General features: G+C 56.4%; 9 protein-coding genes. 5 read left to right on the top strand and 4 right to left on the bottom strand.

Features of this window, described 5'->3' with window-relative positions:
• The first annotated feature begins 467 nt into the window (after nt 1-467).
• The 3 genes from ACYQ15_RS06090 to htpG all read left to right on the top strand — a co-directional run bounded on the left by ACYQ15_RS06090 (nt 468) and on the right by htpG (nt 9,127).
• Nucleotides 468-3,476: a chemotaxis protein CheB gene (locus tag ACYQ15_RS06090; RefSeq protein ID WP_459936636.1), complete on the top strand. Its 3,009-nt coding sequence runs from the start codon at nt 468-470 to the stop codon at nt 3,474-3,476.
• A gap of 40 nt (nt 3,477-3,516) precedes the next feature.
• Nucleotides 3,517-6,732 (top strand): PAS domain-containing sensor histidine kinase, encoded by a 3,216-nt coding sequence (locus ACYQ15_RS06085; protein WP_459936635.1) that lies wholly within the window; start codon nt 3,517-3,519, stop codon nt 6,730-6,732.
• A 460-nt stretch (nt 6,733-7,192) separates the two neighbouring features.
• Nucleotides 7,193-9,127, top strand: a complete 1,935-nt coding sequence (gene htpG / locus ACYQ15_RS06080) for a molecular chaperone HtpG (RefSeq protein WP_459936634.1) — start codon at nt 7,193-7,195, stop codon at nt 9,125-9,127.
• 91 nt (nt 9,128-9,218) lie between these two features.
• Here the strand turns inward: htpG and ACYQ15_RS06075 are convergent, their stop codons facing one another.
• From ACYQ15_RS06075 to ACYQ15_RS06065, 3 genes are all read right to left on the bottom strand, one after another.
• Nucleotides 9,219-10,706 carry a flagellar hook protein FlgE gene (locus ACYQ15_RS06075; protein WP_459936633.1) on the bottom strand — a complete coding sequence of 496 codons (1,488 nt, stop codon included), beginning with the start codon at nt 10,704-10,706 and terminating at the stop codon, nt 9,219-9,221.
• 97 nt (nt 10,707-10,803) lie between these two features.
• A complete protein-coding gene (locus ACYQ15_RS06070) occupies nt 10,804-11,628 on the bottom strand; it encodes a flagellar hook assembly protein FlgD (protein ID WP_459936632.1) in 825 nt (274 codons plus the stop codon).
• A gap of 30 nt (nt 11,629-11,658) precedes the next feature.
• On the bottom strand, nt 11,659-13,560 hold the full coding sequence (locus ACYQ15_RS06065; protein ID WP_459936631.1) for a flagellar hook-length control protein FliK: 1,902 nt from the start codon (nt 13,558-13,560) through the stop codon (nt 11,659-11,661).
• Nucleotides 13,561-13,652: 92 nt separating this feature from the next.
• On the opposite strand from ACYQ15_RS06065, the gene ACYQ15_RS06060 reads away from it, so the two are divergent.
• Complete coding sequence (locus ACYQ15_RS06060) at nt 13,653-13,997, top strand: DUF4911 domain-containing protein (RefSeq protein ID WP_459936630.1); 345 nt, start codon at nt 13,653-13,655, stop codon at nt 13,995-13,997.
• Between the two features lie 215 nt (nt 13,998-14,212).
• Nucleotides 14,213-14,659, top strand: coding sequence for a hypothetical protein (locus ACYQ15_RS06055; RefSeq protein ID WP_459936629.1), 447 nt, complete (start codon nt 14,213-14,215; stop codon nt 14,657-14,659).
• Here the strand turns inward: ACYQ15_RS06055 and ACYQ15_RS06050 are convergent.
• Entirely contained in the window at nt 14,640-15,467 is an 828-nt protein-coding gene (locus tag ACYQ15_RS06050) for a TatD family hydrolase (protein WP_459936628.1), read from the bottom strand. The two genes, ACYQ15_RS06055 and ACYQ15_RS06050, sit on opposite strands and share 20 nt — an antisense overlap.
• Nucleotides 15,468-15,650: the final 183 nt, after the last annotated feature.

Below are 15,650 nucleotides of genomic sequence, written 5' to 3'. Positions count from 1 at the left end.
GCCATCCTCCAGCACTGGATTCCGGCTTTCGCCGGAATGACATCGCATTTCATGTCGTTTAAAGTCAGTCATGCCGGCGAAAGCCGGCGCTATCGCTATCCAGTCCGAATCATTCTCGGATGAGCGGAGTATTTACTTAACTTTTTTGTAAATACTCAGCACAGCTAGAAAAAAGATCTGGATACCGGCCTTCGCCGGTATGACTAACGTGGAAACGGCTTGCTCCGATTCGTCATTCCGGCGAACGCCGGAATCCAGTGCTGGAAAACGGTCATGCACCGTATGTGCTGAATAGGTACACTTTTTTTTGGATGAGGAACCCCGGCATGACATCCGATACCAAGGCCGAAAATCAAGACCGAAGTACCCGCAAAACATCGGAACCGGATCAGGATTCCGAGTCAAATACCAGGGCAAAAAATCAAGACCCCGGTACAGGTAAGACTTCGGAACCGGATCAGGATTCCATGTCCGATATTTTCCCCATTGTCGGCATGGGCGCTTCGGCCGGAGGGCTGGACGCGTTCAAGGCCTTTTTCTCGGCAATGCCCAAGGACGCGGATCCGGGCATGGCCTTTGTCCTGGTCATGCACCTGTCCGCGGACTACAAGAGCATGTTGACGGAGATCCTCCAGCGCCATACCCGATTGCGGGTTTTCGAAGTGCAGGACGACATGGTCGTCGAGACGAACTGCGTCTACATCATTCCACCGGGCCGGGACATGGCCGTTCTGGACGGCAGGCTGCACCTGGCGAAGCAAAAATCAAAGCATCGCCAAATGTCCGTGGACTACCTCTTTCGCTCCATGGCTCAGGATCTGCACGAACGGGCCATTGTCCTGGTCTTTTCCGGCACGGGCACCGACGGAACCCTCGGCGTGCAGGACGTCAAGGACGAAGGCGGACTGGTCATGGTTCAGGAGCCGTCCACCTGCGAATACGCGGACATGCCCAGGAGCGCCATTGCCACGGGAAAGGCGGACTTTGTGCTGCCTCCCGAGGAAATGCCCGACCAGCTCATGACCTACAAGCGGCATTTCTTCAAAAAGCTCCGAACTGCCCCCGCCGCACCGGGGAAGAAAATCAATTCCACTCTGAAGAAGATTCTGGGTCTGCTCAGGGCCCAGTCCGGCCATGATTTTTCCCAGTACAAGCCCCGCACCATCCATCGACGCATCGAGCGGCGCATTGCCGTTCATCACATAAACACCATCGAGGAGTACGAACAATATCTGCGCGACAATCCGGAGGAGGTGGAAGCCCTGTTTCGCGACCTGCTGATCGGCGTGACCAGTTTTTTTCGGGATCCTGACGCGTTCAAGGCGCTTGCGAAAACCGTCATTCCGAAGATTATCGCCGACAAGCACGAAGACGGAGTCATCCGGGTCTGGGTGGTGGGGTGTTCCACCGGCGAGGAGGCCTATTCGCTGGCGATGCTGCTGACCGAGGAACTGCAAAAGGCAGGTGAGCGCATCAACGTGCAGATCTTCGGCACGGACATTGACAGCCGGGCTATTTCCGTGGCCCGGGCCGGCATCTATCCGCGAAACATCGCCGAGGACGTGCCGCCAAAGCGGCTGCGGGACTTTTTCACCAAGATGAACGGCCAGTACCAGGTGAAGTCGTTCATCCGGGAAATGATGGTTTTCAGCGAACACAGCGTGATCAAGGACCCGCCGTTCTCCAAGATCGATCTGATCAGCAGCCGCAATCTTCTGATCTACCTGAACGACGATTTGCAGAAAAAAGTCCTCCCCCTGTTTCATTACAGCCTGAAAACGAAGGGATTTCTCTTCCTGGGCAGTTCCGAAAGCGTGGGGAATTTCCATAATCTTTTTGATACCCTGGACCGCGCGTGGAAGCTGTATCAAAAAAAGAACGAAGATCCCACGTCGCAACGGCTCGCCCTGGAGAGTTTTCTGCCGAGCATGGAACGAGTGAAAAAGCCGCCCCATCGAGATATGCGACAACATAAACCACCACTGCTGAAAATTATTGAACGGAATCTGCTGCTGCACCTTGCTCCCTCCGCCGTACTGGTCAAGGAGCACGGTCACGTACTCTACTACTACGGCCGCACGGGCGAGTATCTGGAGCCGTCCCAGGGCGAATCCGGAGCGGACAACGTCGTGCAAATGGCGCGTCCGGGATTGCGCCGCGAGCTGGCCAAGGCATTGCGCAACGCCGTCGATTCCCGGAAGGTCGTGCACCACCCCGGAGTGCACATGTTTTCCAGCGACCGGCCGATGCTGGTCGATCTGACCGTCCGTCCGGTGGCCCGGCTCCCGGACGAATCCGAAGAAGAGACGCCGGTTCCTCTTTTTCTGGTGATCATGGAGAAGTCGACGCGGACGGACCATGCGGCGTCGGATCAGGACTCCGGTTCCCGGCCTGGCGGCGAGAACGTTTCCGGGAACGAGGTTTCCGGCGCAAAAACTCCCGCGACCGAGAATCGGGACGCTTCCCTGATTGCCTCCTTGCAGCGCGAACTCCAGTTCAAGGAAGAGAGTCTGCGGTCCGCGTATGAGGACCTGGAGACGTCCAACGAGGAACTGCAAGCCTCCTACGAGGAACTGCAGTCCGTCAACGAGGAGCTGCAGTCCACCAATGAGGAACTGGAAACCTCAAAGGAGGAGCTGCAGTCGGTCAATGAGGAATTGACGTCGGTGAACAGCGAACTGCAGGCCAGCGTGGTCGAACTCACCCGCGCCAACAACGACATGAACAACATGTTGGCCGGCACGGGCGTCGGAACGGTGTTCGTGGACATGGACCTGCGCATTGTCCGCTTCACGCCCGCCGTCACCAAGGTGATCAACCTGATCCAGAGTGACCTGGGCCGTCCCGTGAACCATGTGGCCACCAATCTGAAAGATTACGGCGATCCGGCCGAAGACATCAAGGCGGTGCTGGACAACCTGACTCCCAAGGAGCTGGAAGTCCGGGACAAGAGCGGCAAATGGTATTTGATGGAGATTCGTCCCTATCGGACCATGAACAATGTGATCGAGGGCGCGGTGCTCACGTTTGTGGACATTTCCCAACGCAAGCAGGTGGAACGGGAGTTGCGGGAGGCGAAGCTGCGCGAGGTACGGGACAAGCTGTTCAAGACCGTCTTCGACACGGTGCATGAACCGTTGGTGGTGCTGGACGAGCAAATGCAGGTGGTGTTCGCGAACTGGGCTTTTTGCGGCCTGTTCCAGGTCACTCCGGAGAACACGAATGGACGGGCCTTCTACGAATTGGGCGACAGCCACTGGAACACCCCGAAGCTGCATGAATTGTTGGAGGAAGTTCTGCGTGAAAACAAGATGGTTACAGATTTTGAAGTGACGATCGAATTCGCGAAGATCGGACAACGCACCGTGTTGCTCAACGCCCGGCGCATCTACAACGAGCAGGGACAATCCGAGCATATCCTGCTCGCCATCCGGGACGTCACCAAACCCGAGGCTCTCGATACCGGGCAATCCTGAACGGGCGAATTATGCCGAACATCATGCCGGAGGCGGAACAATGAGCAAAAAGAAGCAATCCCAGGATTCCAGCGAGTTGCGCGAGTGCGCCGAGGAAAAGCTCCGCCGGGATCCTGATTTGTCCACAAAATATCTTTCCGAGGTGACCGGATCGGAGAAGAAACGCATATTTCATGAACTGAGCGTGCACCGCGTCGAACTGGAACTGCAGAATGAAGAGTTGCGCCAAACTCAAGAAAAGCTGGAGGCGGAGCGCGCGCGCTACCAGGATCTGTATGACTTCGCGCCCATGGGGTACCTCACGGTGGATGAAAAGAACCAGATCCTGGAAGCCAATCTCACCGCCGCAACCCTGCTCGAGATTTCCAGGCAGGATCTGATCCACCGGAAGCTGACCAGTTTCATCCTGCCCGAAGACCAGGACGCCTTCCTGCTGTACCGCAGGCGAGCCATGGAATCGGATCAAATGGAGACCGAGGAACTGCGGATGTTGAAACAGGACGGAACCTGGTTCTGGGCCTATGTCCGCTCCGCGGACATGGAGGTTTCCCACGGCAGGAAGCTCTGCCGCATCGCGTTCAGCGACAACACCGCCCGCAAACGGGAACAGGAAGAGATGGCGCGCACCGCCGGACTGCTCGATGCCGCCGGAAAAATCGGCCGCTTCGGAGGATGGAGCGCTGACCTGACGAAGAAGAGAGTATACCTGACCAGCCAGGCCGCCGAAATCCGGGGCAAGCCCGAGGAGCAGGACATCCCCCTGGTCGAGGCCGGGGCATTTTATCCTCCTGAGTGGCGCAAGCTGATCGGCAATGCGTTCCGCAAATGCGCCCAGGAGGGGGTGCCCTACGATGTGGAAGTGGAAATGTTCACCGGCTGGGGCGAGCGGATCTGGGTCCGGAACATCGGCGAGCCCATCCGGGACGCCTCCGGCGCCGTCATCCGGATTGACGGCTCCATCCAGGACATCACAAGGCAAAAACAGGCCGAGAAGAAGGCCACACAGACCCAGGTGCTGCTGGAACGCGCCGGCCACCTGGCTCGGTTCGGCGGCTGGAGCGTGAATCTGGTCGAGAACCGGCTTGTTCTGACCGCGGAAGTCGCCTCGATCTACGGCTTGCCTCCCGACTTTTCGCCGACAGTGGAAGACGCCATTCAATATTTCACTCCGAAATGGCGGGACAGGATCACCGAAGTATTCGGCAGTTGCGCCCGGGAAGGCATTTGTTTCGATGAGGAGATGGAACTGGTCACCATCCATGGCGATCGGGTCTGGGTGCGAATCCTCGGAGAAGCGGTCCGGGACGCCTCCGGCGCCATCGTGGGGGTGGAAGGGGCATTTCAGGATATCACCGAGAGCAAGCGGGCCGAAGAGGAAATCCTGCGCGTCAAGACCATGCTGGAACAGGCGGGGCGCGTGGCTCGTTTCGGAGGGTGGTCCGTCAATTTTGCCGAAAATCGCGTTTATTGGACGGATGAGGTTGCCGATATTCATGAAGTGCCGCGGGGCTATTATCCAGCCTTGGAAGAAGGCATCAATTTTTACGCTCCGGAATGGCGGGCGAAGATTGCTGAAGCATACCGCAAGTGCGTCCACGAAGGCATCCCATATGACGAGGAAATGGAAATCATCACCGGAAAAGGCAATCGAACCTGGATCCGAGTCATAGGAGAAGCGGTTCTAGACGACAGCGGCTCGGTCGTAGGGGTCGAGGGAGGATTTCAGGACATTTCCGAGCGCAAGCGTGCCGAAGAGGAGATCCTGCGCACTCACCTTTTGCTTGAGCAAAGCGGCCGCCTTGCCAGGTTCGGCAGTTGGTTCGTGAATGTGGAAGATCAAAAGGTCTTTCTTAATCCAACGACGAAGGAAATTCATGGCTTTCCAGCTGATGCTTCCCCATCAGTGGAGGACTGCATCAGGATGTATGCCCCGGAATGGCAGGAATCAATTACCGAATCACTCAGGAAATGCACTGAAGAGGGAGTACCCTTTGACGAAGAAATGGAATTGATTGTCCAGGGTGAAAGACGGTGGGTCCGCGGGATTGGAGAAGCCGTGCGCGACGCATCCGGGAACATTGTGCAGGCGATCGGCTCGTTCCAGGACATATCCGAGCAGAAGCAGGCTGAAATGGAAATCCTGCGCGTGAAGACCATGTTGGAGCGGGCCGCGAGCATGGCCTTGTTCGGCGGTTGGAGCGTGGACGTGTCCGAAGAGAGGCTCTATGTCAGCGGTCAGGCTTCTGAAATCTATGGACTGGAGCTGGGAGAATCGCTTACACCGGAGGAGGCCATCAGCCGATATGTTCCGGAGTGGCAACAAACGATCACTGATTCATTTTACAAATGTGCCCGGGAAGGCCTGCCTTTTGATGTTGAAGTGGAAATCATCAACAAGAGAGGCAATCGCATCTGGATCCGCAAGACCGGCGAGGCGATCCGCAATGAATCCGGAAAGATCATCCGCGTCGAGGGAGCTATCCAGGACATCACGGACCGGGTCCAGGACAAGGAGGCGCTGGTCCGAAAGAACCAGCAGCTGCAAACAGCCATTGACGAAAAGGACAAGTTCTTCTCCATTATTGCCCACGACCTGAAAAGCCCCCTGGCCGGCTTCATGGCTTTGACCAGGATGCTCACCGACGAGTTCAACACCCTGCCCTTGAGGGATCTGCGCCGCATGGCCGCTGAACTGTCCCAGGCCACGGAAACCATGTACAATCTCCTGAAAAATCTGCTGGAATGGTCGCTGATGCAGCGAGGGCTGATGACGTACAACCCGGTGATCAGTCAGTTGGCGGACCTGATTGAAAACAACATCGAGCTGTTCCAGACCACTGCCGGCAACAAGAACGTGTTCCTGCAAAGCGATCTTGACCAGAATTTGATGATTTACGCGGACAAGCAGATGATGGACACCGTGATTCGCAATCTGATCTCCAATGCCATCAAGTTCAGCATGAGCGGGGGAACCGTGTTCATTACCGCGGCCAGAGAAAAGGACATGGCCATTGTCTCCGTCCGGGACGAAGGAACCGGCATGGACGAAGAACATCTCTCCAACCTGTTCATTCTGATCCGAAAAAAATCACTGCGCGGCACGCAGGGCGAGCTGGGCAGCGGCCTGGGCCTGCTGCTGTGCAAGGACTTTGTGGACAAGCACGGCGGCAAAATATGGGTGGAAAGCCAACCCGGCAAGGGCAGCACGTTTTCCTTCTCCCTGCCCATTGCGGATGGAGTGGACTTCGTTCAGTAGAATCCCCGGCACATACAAACTTGCGACATCCGGCAGGAAGTCGCTCCCTCCAAAGCGAAAGGCGTCGTTCTTTTGCCGAAACGCCGTCCTGATCAAGCCGGCGAAAGGCTTTTTTTGCGGCCAGGAACAGGTTGACGTCGTAGGATAATTAATTATTTATTGGCCTCTTTTTTGGTTCATCCGGGTGGAACGTACTTTGGAAAATTAGAACCGCTCGCTTCGCTTGAGGCGCAGAGGACGCCGAGAAGAAAAAGATTTTGACTTCCGCTGGAAAGATGCGGAAGTCAAAAGGCTTCATGCCTGACGGGAAAAGTGTTTTCCTTGGCGTCCTCCGCGCCTTGAGCGAAGCGGGCGGTTCCCATTAAAATTTTATCGATTGACCACGTACGCACAAACCGGATGAGCCCTCATTTTGGTCGAGAAGCGTAATATTTCATCTGACAAGCGAGGGAGCATTTTTATGAACGCGGAAGCACAGACAGTTGAAACGAGAGAATTTCAGGCTGAGGTCAAGAAGATTCTCGATATCGTGATCCACTCCCTGTACACGGAGCGGGAAATCTTTCTGCGGGAGCTGATTTCCAACTCGGCGGACGCCTTGGAACGGTACCGACACCAGAGCTTGACCGAGCAGGACGGCGCGGATCCGGATTTGCCCCTGGAGATCAAGATCACGGTGGACAAGGATGCCAAGACCTTGACCGTGACGGATACGGGCATCGGAATGGATCGCGGCGAACTGGAAGCCAACCTGGGAACCATCGCCCATTCCGGAACCAAGACGTTCCTGTCCCAGCTTGCTGAAGGCGGCAAGGACGTCAACCTGATCGGCCAGTTCGGTGTGGGCTTCTATGCCGCCTTCATGGTGGCGAAGAAGGTGCGGGTTTCGTCGCGATCATTCCGGCAGGCGGAGCCGGGTCATGTCTGGGAATCCGACGGCGCCGGAAGCTACACCATCGCCCCTGCCTCGGATCTGCCCCGGGGCACCTCCATCGTTCTGGAACTCAAGGACGATGCCGAAGAATTCGCGGACCCGGAACGGATCAAGCGGATCATCAAGCAGTACTCCAGTTTCGTCCCGTTCCCGATCAGCCTGGACGGCGAGGCCGTGAACACGGTTCAGGCGCTGTGGACCAAGAGCAAGAGCGAGATCAAGGACGAGGAATACACGGAGTTCTACAAGTTCGTGGGCAATGCCTTCGACGAGCCGCTGCTGCGCCTGCACTTTGATACGGACGCGCCCCTGGCCATCAAGGCGCTGCTGTTCGTGCCCAAGGAGAATTTCGAGAAGTACGGCCTGGGCCGCACCGAGCCGGGCGTGAACCTCTATTGCCAGCGGGTGCTCATCGAACAGCACTCCAAGACCATCCTCCCGGAATGGCTGCGCTTTCTGAAAGGCGTCATCGACTCCGAGGACCTGCCGCTGAACATCTCCCGGCAGGCCCTGCAGGACAGCTCCCTGGTGCGCAAGATCAACACCGTGGTCACCAAACGGTTCCTGAAGCACCTGGAAGAAACCGCCAAGAACGATGCCGCAACCTACGAAACATTCTGGCAGGATTTCGGCTACTTCCTGAAGGAAGGCATTGTCAGCGACTTCGGGCACCGGGAAGGCCTGGGCAAGCTGCTGCGTTTCGAGTCCTCCACCACGGAGCCGGGCAAGCTGACTTCCCTGGCGGACTACCTGGGCCGGATGAAGATCGCCCAGAAGGAAATCTACTACATCCACGGCTCCAACCGCGAATCCATCGAAGCCGGCCCCTACATCGAGGCCTTCCGCAAGCGCAACCTGGAAGTGATCTACACCATGGATCCCATCGACGACTTCGTGATGGGGCACCTCGCGGAGTTCGAAGGCAAGAAGCTGGTCTCCGCGGACCGCGGCGACATCGAACTGCCGGAACTGGAAGAGGAAAAGGACAAGCCGGAAAAAAAAGAGCCGGAGAAGGAACTGGACAAGGCCGAAGCCACGGATCTGGCCGCATGGATGAAAGAGGTCCTGGGAGAGCGGGTCAAGGAAGTCAAGGAATCCAAACGCCTCGAAGGCAGCCCGGCCATGATCGTCAACCCGGACGCCTACATGACCAGCTCCATGGAACGCATCATGCGCGCCGCCGGCCGCCAAGGCGATCTGCCCATGTCCGCAAAAAACCTGGAAATCAACGCCCGCCATCCCCTGATCAAGGGATTGGCCGCATTGAGGCAAAAAGACGACACGTTTGCCCGAACCGTCGCCGAACAGATTCTTGACAACGCCATGGTCCAGGCCGGGTTGTTGATTGAGCCAAGGGATATGGTGGAGCGGACGTATCGGATTTTGGAGCGGGCGGTTGGTGGAGCTGAGGAAGCGCCTGTCAAGGACGAGCCAGTCAAATCAGAGCCGCAGGCGGAATAATTTACTGGACTTTCGCTTTCCACCCCATCAAACGCAAACAGGCCGGGAGCAGATACTCCCGGCCTGTTTACGTTAAAGCGTATATTTCGAATTACCGCTTCATCCGAATCACTTCATCCAACATCATGTCGGTAGTGGTGATGGTCTTGCTGTTGGCCTGGAAGCCTTTTTGGGTGCTTATCATTTTGACGAATTCAGTGGCCAGGTCGACGTTGGAGAGTTCGAGGGAGTTGGAGGACACTACACCCAATCTCCCCGTGCCGGCGACCCCGGTATAGGCAGGACCGGAATCCCTGGTCTCGGCAAAGAGGTTGCCGCCTTCTCGCCGTAGCCCCCAAACGTTGTTGAAGTCGCCAACCGTCAACGTGAACAACTCCTCTATTTGGCCGTTGGAATAACGACCAGTCATTACGCCGTCACGACTGATGGACACGTTCTGCAGAAAACCGGCGGTATAGCCGTCCTGGGTCTGAAATAGGGTTGCGGAGCCACTGGAATAGCTGGTGGAGGACAAAGCTTCACGTTGATCAAACGCACCTAATGGATCCAGTGTCGCTCCGAGATTTAATTCAATAGGTTGTGCAGCGCCACCACCTTGTGTCGTACCAAGAAAATCGGCATAAATGAGAGGATAGCCGTTTCTAAGATCGGCTGGATCGATTGCTCTGGCAGCGGGGGCGTTGCCGGGGTTGGCGGGGTCGTGATAGGTAAAAAGGTTGTTTAAATTTGCGAATTCACCGGCGGCATTGAAAATCATCTCACCATGGAAGAGCAGTCCGGCAACTTGTTGTCCAGCTATAGCTCCGTCGTTTCCATCATTACGCATGTCCTCATCAGGAGGGCAGGTCACGATGAATTGCCAATATTTCTGCGCTGGATCTTCACCAGCCTCCGGTTCTCTTTGCCGATAATAGACAGTCAAGTTGTGCCCACCGCCATTTTCGTCATAAACTCGCAACGTGGATTGATATGTATAGTTGTTTGCTCCGATGGGAGGATTCTGTGCGCCATCCCAGCCACCGGGACCCAATTGCCAGATATTTCCTGCTGCCGCATCGAATTGGTCGCTACGTGAATCCAGATTGGCAATAATATGTAAATTCGCCGTCGGTGCCGGAGGGGACTGAAAATTTTCCAATTGCATGTCACCGGGTACACCTTGTATGGCTCCGCCGTCCATGCCCCATCCCTGCACCCTATACCCTTGCGGATTAATGAAGTAGCCGTCCTTGTCGAACCGAAAGTTGCCGGCCCGGGTGTAGTAAATCATCTCCTCGTTCGGGGGGCTGACCATGAAAAAGCCATTGCCCGTGATGGACACGTCTGTGGCCTCGTTGGTGGACTCAAGAGCGCCCTGGCTGAAGTCGCCTAGGATAGTACCCACGGTGACGCCGCGGCCCACTTGGCCCGCACCGCCGGCCGTATTAACCGTCTGGCTCATGAAGTCCTCAAAGTGAAGACGCGAGCCCTTGAACCCCAACGTGCTCACGTTGGCGATGTTGTTGCCGATCACGCCCATCTTCTGACCATGGCCCTTGAGGCCGCTGACTCCGGTCCACATTGATGCCGTGAGACTCATGGTGGTTCTCCTTCTAATTGGTGCTTGTCCGGAGTCCGGACGTGCAGGTGATTGTCTATCATTCTTGGGAAAGGTTTGTGGCCGACTATCGCGCAACTCAAGAACTCAGAAGCCCCATCAGATCCTGAGTGCTGCCCATACCCGAGAGAATACCGTTCATACCCGTCATGCCGCCGGTCAGGTTTTGAAGCTGGGAGGTCAGGGTGGCGGGATCCGTTCCCGTGCCGGTTCCCACGACTTCCTTGACGTCACGGAAGTTGACTCTCCGTCCATCGGCAAGACGGAGAAATACCGAATTGTCATCATTGACCACACCAGAGACCACGCCGCTGGATCTGGTGGAAACCATCATCGGCTCACCGTTCTTGCCCTCCGCGGCCATGGACACGGTGTACACGCCGTCAGGCAGTTCATTGCCATGATGGTCCTTGCCATCCCAGGAGAACTGGTGCTCTCCAGGCATCCGTCCTGGCATCTTCACCGTGCGGACGATGTTGCCGTGGTTGTCGAAGATGTTCAGGTAGAGTTTTTCAGCCACGTCCGGAAGCGTATAGGCAAAGGAACTCGTTACCGCGCCTTCCTTGCTGATGCTGCGCCCCTCGACCATGACCTCCTTGCCGATGTACCCAACAGCGCCCTGCATTTCCTGGCGCTCAACGGCATCCTTCATTTCGGTCATGGCTTCGGCCATATTGCTCATCTGTTCCAAGCTGGAGAACTGGGCCAACTGGGCTACGAATTCCTTGTCGTCCAAAGGATTCAGCGGATCCTGATGCGCCAGCTGCGTGGTCAGCAAGCGCAGGAACGCATCTTTATCCAGCGCGGAGCGATCTCCTGTTCGCGGTCCTGATGGCGCGTGGTCGGTTTCCGCGCGACCAATGAGATTACTGGTCTGTGGGGCAAAAGTTGGGCTGGTGGGCATGGCGCTGCTCCCGGAAAGAGGAAAATTTTGCTAGGCGACTAGGTTAATTCCGCCTTCTCGGGACGAATCAAGCAAAATTGATGCCTCTTCAGAGGAAACATTTATTCCCGAAGCACTGTTTTTCAGCAGACCCCGCCCCAGGGCGGCCCACTGGGTATTGGCTCCTTGCTCCTGAAACTTCTGACCCTCCGAACCGTGCCAATGCTGGGTGAACTGGTTTTGGCTCTGGTCCTGCAGTTGGGTCGAGACTTCCAGGCGGGTGACGCGCAGGCCTTGGGATTCCAGGGACTGGCGGAGCAGGGGCATGTTTTCGGCGATGATTTGCCGAGCCTCGGAACTTTCTGCCCGGAGTACGGCCTGGATTTCCTTGCCCACGACCTTCAGGTTGACGGTCAGGCTGCCCAGGTCTGCAGGGTTGAGCTGCAAGGTCAATTGCTGCCGGCCCTGGCCCAAGTTCTGGAGCAGGCCTGAATTAACCTGGTTGAGCACGCTGCGATGCGGAGCCGGTGCGTTGGAAATGATCCGTTTGGCTGCGGTTTCGGCGTTGTTGGCTGAATTTGTCTGGCCGAGAATTGTTCGAAGATCAGGGCCTGCATCCTTGGTGATGGTTCCGGCGGCTTCTCCCGTATTCTGGACATTGATTTTGTTCCAGAACGATTCCCAGCCCTGAGCGGATTTGTTCTGAGCGGTGGGATTGTCCCTGGCCGATCCCTGGCCGGCGTTTTGATTCATCATGCCGGAATCCTTGCCGTCTCCACCTTGGGACGCCATCTTCAGCGCGTTTGTTGCCTCGGTCATGGAGACGCGGGGCGCATTGGCGCCGTTGTCCGCGGCATTCAGGCGCTGTTCCCTGCCCTCGCCGGCTGCCATGGCCTTCTGTACCTCGGCCAGGATTTGTTCTTTGGAATTACTGGTCGCCTGGTCCCTGGAAGTGACGGCATCCTTGATCTGGGCCAGGATTTTTTTCAGTTCTTCCGGGCTGAGTTCCTTTTCCGTTGCCAAGGCGATGATCTTTTCCAGGCTGGATATGTTCTGATGACTGTCCTTGATCATGTTTTGCAGGGCGGCACGCAGTTCTGGATCCATTTTCAACTCGCCCTTGCTCAGGGCTTCGGCAAGCCTGCGCATGGTGTCGAGCGTCTTGCCGTCCAGTTTTGAGAGGCCTTCGGTATCGGTCCCCAGGAGCTTGGCCAGACGCGACATCGCATTTTCGGGAACCTTGACAGGATCATTGCCGGCTGAGCCGCCGCTCTCCAGAGTGCCTGCTCCGACCTTCAAGCCAAGCACCTGGAGCAGAGAGAGAATTTCCGCGGGAGTAATGGAAATCTTTTCGCTGCCGGTCAGGGAAGAGAGAGTGTGCTGGATGCGGCTCCAGACGGAGTCGAAGTTTTTATCAAGGATATCCTGGGCCAGGTTCAATCCATCTTCCGGCGAGAAGCCGATTTTGTCGAACAGGCTGAGCAGGTTGCGTTCCTGTTCCGGAGAAATCTTGATTTTGGCCAATTCCTTCAGAGGCTCGCGCAGCACTTCCAGAACCTGGCGCCAAGTTACCGTACCGGGCTGATCATACAAATCCTCAATTTGGTCCAGTGTCTCCTGATCCACGCCAAGCTTTTCCAGTTTGTCCCGCAACCGGGCAAAATCTTCCCGGTTGGCCGGCTTGTCCAGGTGCAGCGGGGTTGGAGGCGGATCCGAATGCACGGAGGACGGTGGAGCAGGGTGTTGCCGTTGTTCCTGGATCGGGTTTTCACGGGGAGGAAGAGGCTCCGGAAGTAAAGCATGATGCCGATTCTCCTCCTGGGGAGCAGGCATGAAAGTGCCGAAGACATCCTCGAAATTATTGTTTCCCAGGTTGAACAGCGGAATGTCTCCGCCGGGAACCGAATTGCCGGATGCCCTGGAAGTGGCTGGAAATGAGGGAAAAATCTGCATGGTTCTCTCTCCTTGCAGCTGATGATTCAAAAGCCATTCCAGCCCAGGCAATCACCCTTGTCCCCAAAGGCATGTTGCAGTAGAAACATGCCATGTCCGCTCCACACGCGTCTGCCATTGGGTTTGCCATTGGATCTTCAAGGCAATCCTGTCGAATGTATCTGCAGATCGACCCCAGCAACATCTCTTTTCTGAAATTTCTCCTGGAGGCCCACGACAATCTGGCCTACCTGACCACGATCAGTCCGCAATCGGCGGTGATAAAACTGGTCTTTGCTCCGGAACAGGAGCGGGAAGTGCGGGAATTTCTGGAATCGGTGCGAGATGAGATTGGATTTCTGGAAATAATGATGGGTAGAAACGACGTTTGTAACTGCTCAAAAAGATCGGGCGATGAGGTTTACCGTGGAAGGAGTTTCAGGGATGGAGTTTCGTGATTCAGCTACTGAGGGCCATGCTCCAGCCGGAACTTTGTCCTGAATGCGTTACACCGCTGCCGCACTGGGGTGCGGCGCTCCCAGGATTTGCCCCCGCTGATTGCCGCAAGTTATTGAGCAGTTACCGACGTTTAGCTTAACTATATATTATATTTGAATAAATATTGTTGCCAAGATATGGAGGGGCTATGCGTTGTCGTTCACATCACTCAAGAATGACGCGGTGGGTTGCGGTATTGGTGCTCTTGGCCTGGTTGTGCATGGGCATGGGTGGCTTCGGGGATACGGAAGTGGTGACCAAGATACCAAGGCCGGAGCGATCCTTTTTGGTGGAACTGATAGACGCTGATGACGTGTCCTTCCGGCTACATGATTTTTCCATGGACGGTTTAACCCTGATTCCGGTCACCGCGGGCAGGGCGCAGATCAGCCTGGATTTCGCGGAGATTCGTGAAGTCCGGATGTATGTCCAGGATGATCAGGTCATGGCCCGGGTATCCTTCCGTAATGAATCCACCAGTGAATTCATGATGCAGCCTGACCTGATGTTTTACGGACTGACGGATTGGGGGAAGATGAAAATCGAGGCCGGGGATGTGCGCCGGATAACCTTTCTGGGGCGGGCTGATGCACCCCAACCGGTCAGGCCGGAGGCAAATTGAAGAACTCCCGCGCCGTATTTGCGCAGGATTCCCAGATCCGCGGAATTGACTCTCCGCGTAGATTCGCAACGGCCTGGGCCGTATAACAGAGATAGGCCGGCTCGTTGCGCTTGCCCCGGAAGGGCATCGGGGTCAGAAAGGGACAATCCGTTTCCAGAACCATTCGCGAGAGCGGGATTCTGGTAACGGCTTCATGAAGCGCGGTGTTTTTGGGAAAGGTGACCGGCCCGGGAATGGAGATGTGCCAGCCTCGGGCCAGGACTTCTTCGGCCAGATCCGGATCGCCTCCGAAACAATGCCAGAGCAGAGGACGATCCGTGAAGCCCATGTCCTGAAGGATGGTCAGGGTTTTCTCTTCAGCTTCACGGCTATGGACGACCACAGGAAGATCCCGTTCCTTGGCCAGGGCCAGTTGGTCCTGGAATGCGCGGATCTGAACATCGTGCGGGCTGCGGTTCCAATAGAAATCGAGCCCGATTTCACCCAGGGCTCGCAGGTTGGCGTCGTCGGCAAACAGGGCGTTCATGTCCGCCAGGACACGGGAATTGACGGTGGATGCTTCATGGGGATGGATGCCCAGGGTGAAGAAGATGTTTTGCGACGCGGATAATCTGGATTGATGGGCCTGATACGCCTCCACCGAGAGGAAGATATTTCCAATCCAGGCCACGCCTGCATTCCCGGCCCGCTCCAGGACCTGATCCAGGTCTTCGGCAAAGTCAGGAAAGTCCAGGTGCGCATGGGTTTCCACGCCCACATGGGGCAGGGCGAACGTCTCCGGCAAGGGGATATTTTTTTTTGACGACATGGGTGCTTCTCCTGGGGGGCAAGGTAGAGTATGGCCTGCCGCTTGTCACCTTTTCGAGGGCGGGTACGGGAAAATTAGCTCAACGGGAATGCGTCATTTAGTGTCTCCGGGATGGAGTTTCGTGATTCAGCTACTGGGGCCACGCACCAGCCGGAACTTTGTCCTGAGTGCGTTAAACCGCTG

This window comes from Desulfonatronum parangueonense, from assembly GCF_054656975.1.
Note: the sequence above shows the minus strand (reverse complement) of the source record. Positions and strands in the feature narration are given on the sequence as shown.

Bases quoted from the DNA above. Each gene is read 5' to 3' on its own strand.
- ACYQ15_RS06065 (WP_459936631.1), bottom strand. From the start codon at position 13,560: ATGCAGATTTTTCCCTCATTTCCAGCCACTTCCAGGGCATCCGGCAAT.
- ACYQ15_RS06060 (WP_459936630.1), top strand. From the start codon at position 13,653: ATGTCCGCTCCACACGCGTCTGCCATTGGGTTTGCCATTGGATCTTCA.
- ACYQ15_RS06050 (WP_459936628.1), bottom strand. From the start codon at position 15,467: ATGTCGTCAAAAAAAAATATCCCCTTGCCGGAGACGTTCGCCCTGCCC.
- ACYQ15_RS06070 (WP_459936632.1), bottom strand. From the start codon at position 11,628: ATGCCCACCAGCCCAACTTTTGCCCCACAGACCAGTAATCTCATTGGT.
- ACYQ15_RS06085 (WP_459936635.1), top strand. From the start codon at position 3,517: ATGAGCAAAAAGAAGCAATCCCAGGATTCCAGCGAGTTGCGCGAGTGC.
- ACYQ15_RS06075 (WP_459936633.1), bottom strand. From the start codon at position 10,706: ATGAGTCTCACGGCATCAATGTGGACCGGAGTCAGCGGCCTCAAGGGC.
- ACYQ15_RS06055 (WP_459936629.1), top strand. From the start codon at position 14,213: ATGACGCGGTGGGTTGCGGTATTGGTGCTCTTGGCCTGGTTGTGCATG.
- ACYQ15_RS06090 (WP_459936636.1), top strand. From the start codon at position 468: ATGTCCGATATTTTCCCCATTGTCGGCATGGGCGCTTCGGCCGGAGGG.
- htpG (WP_459936634.1), top strand. From the start codon at position 7,193: ATGAACGCGGAAGCACAGACAGTTGAAACGAGAGAATTTCAGGCTGAG.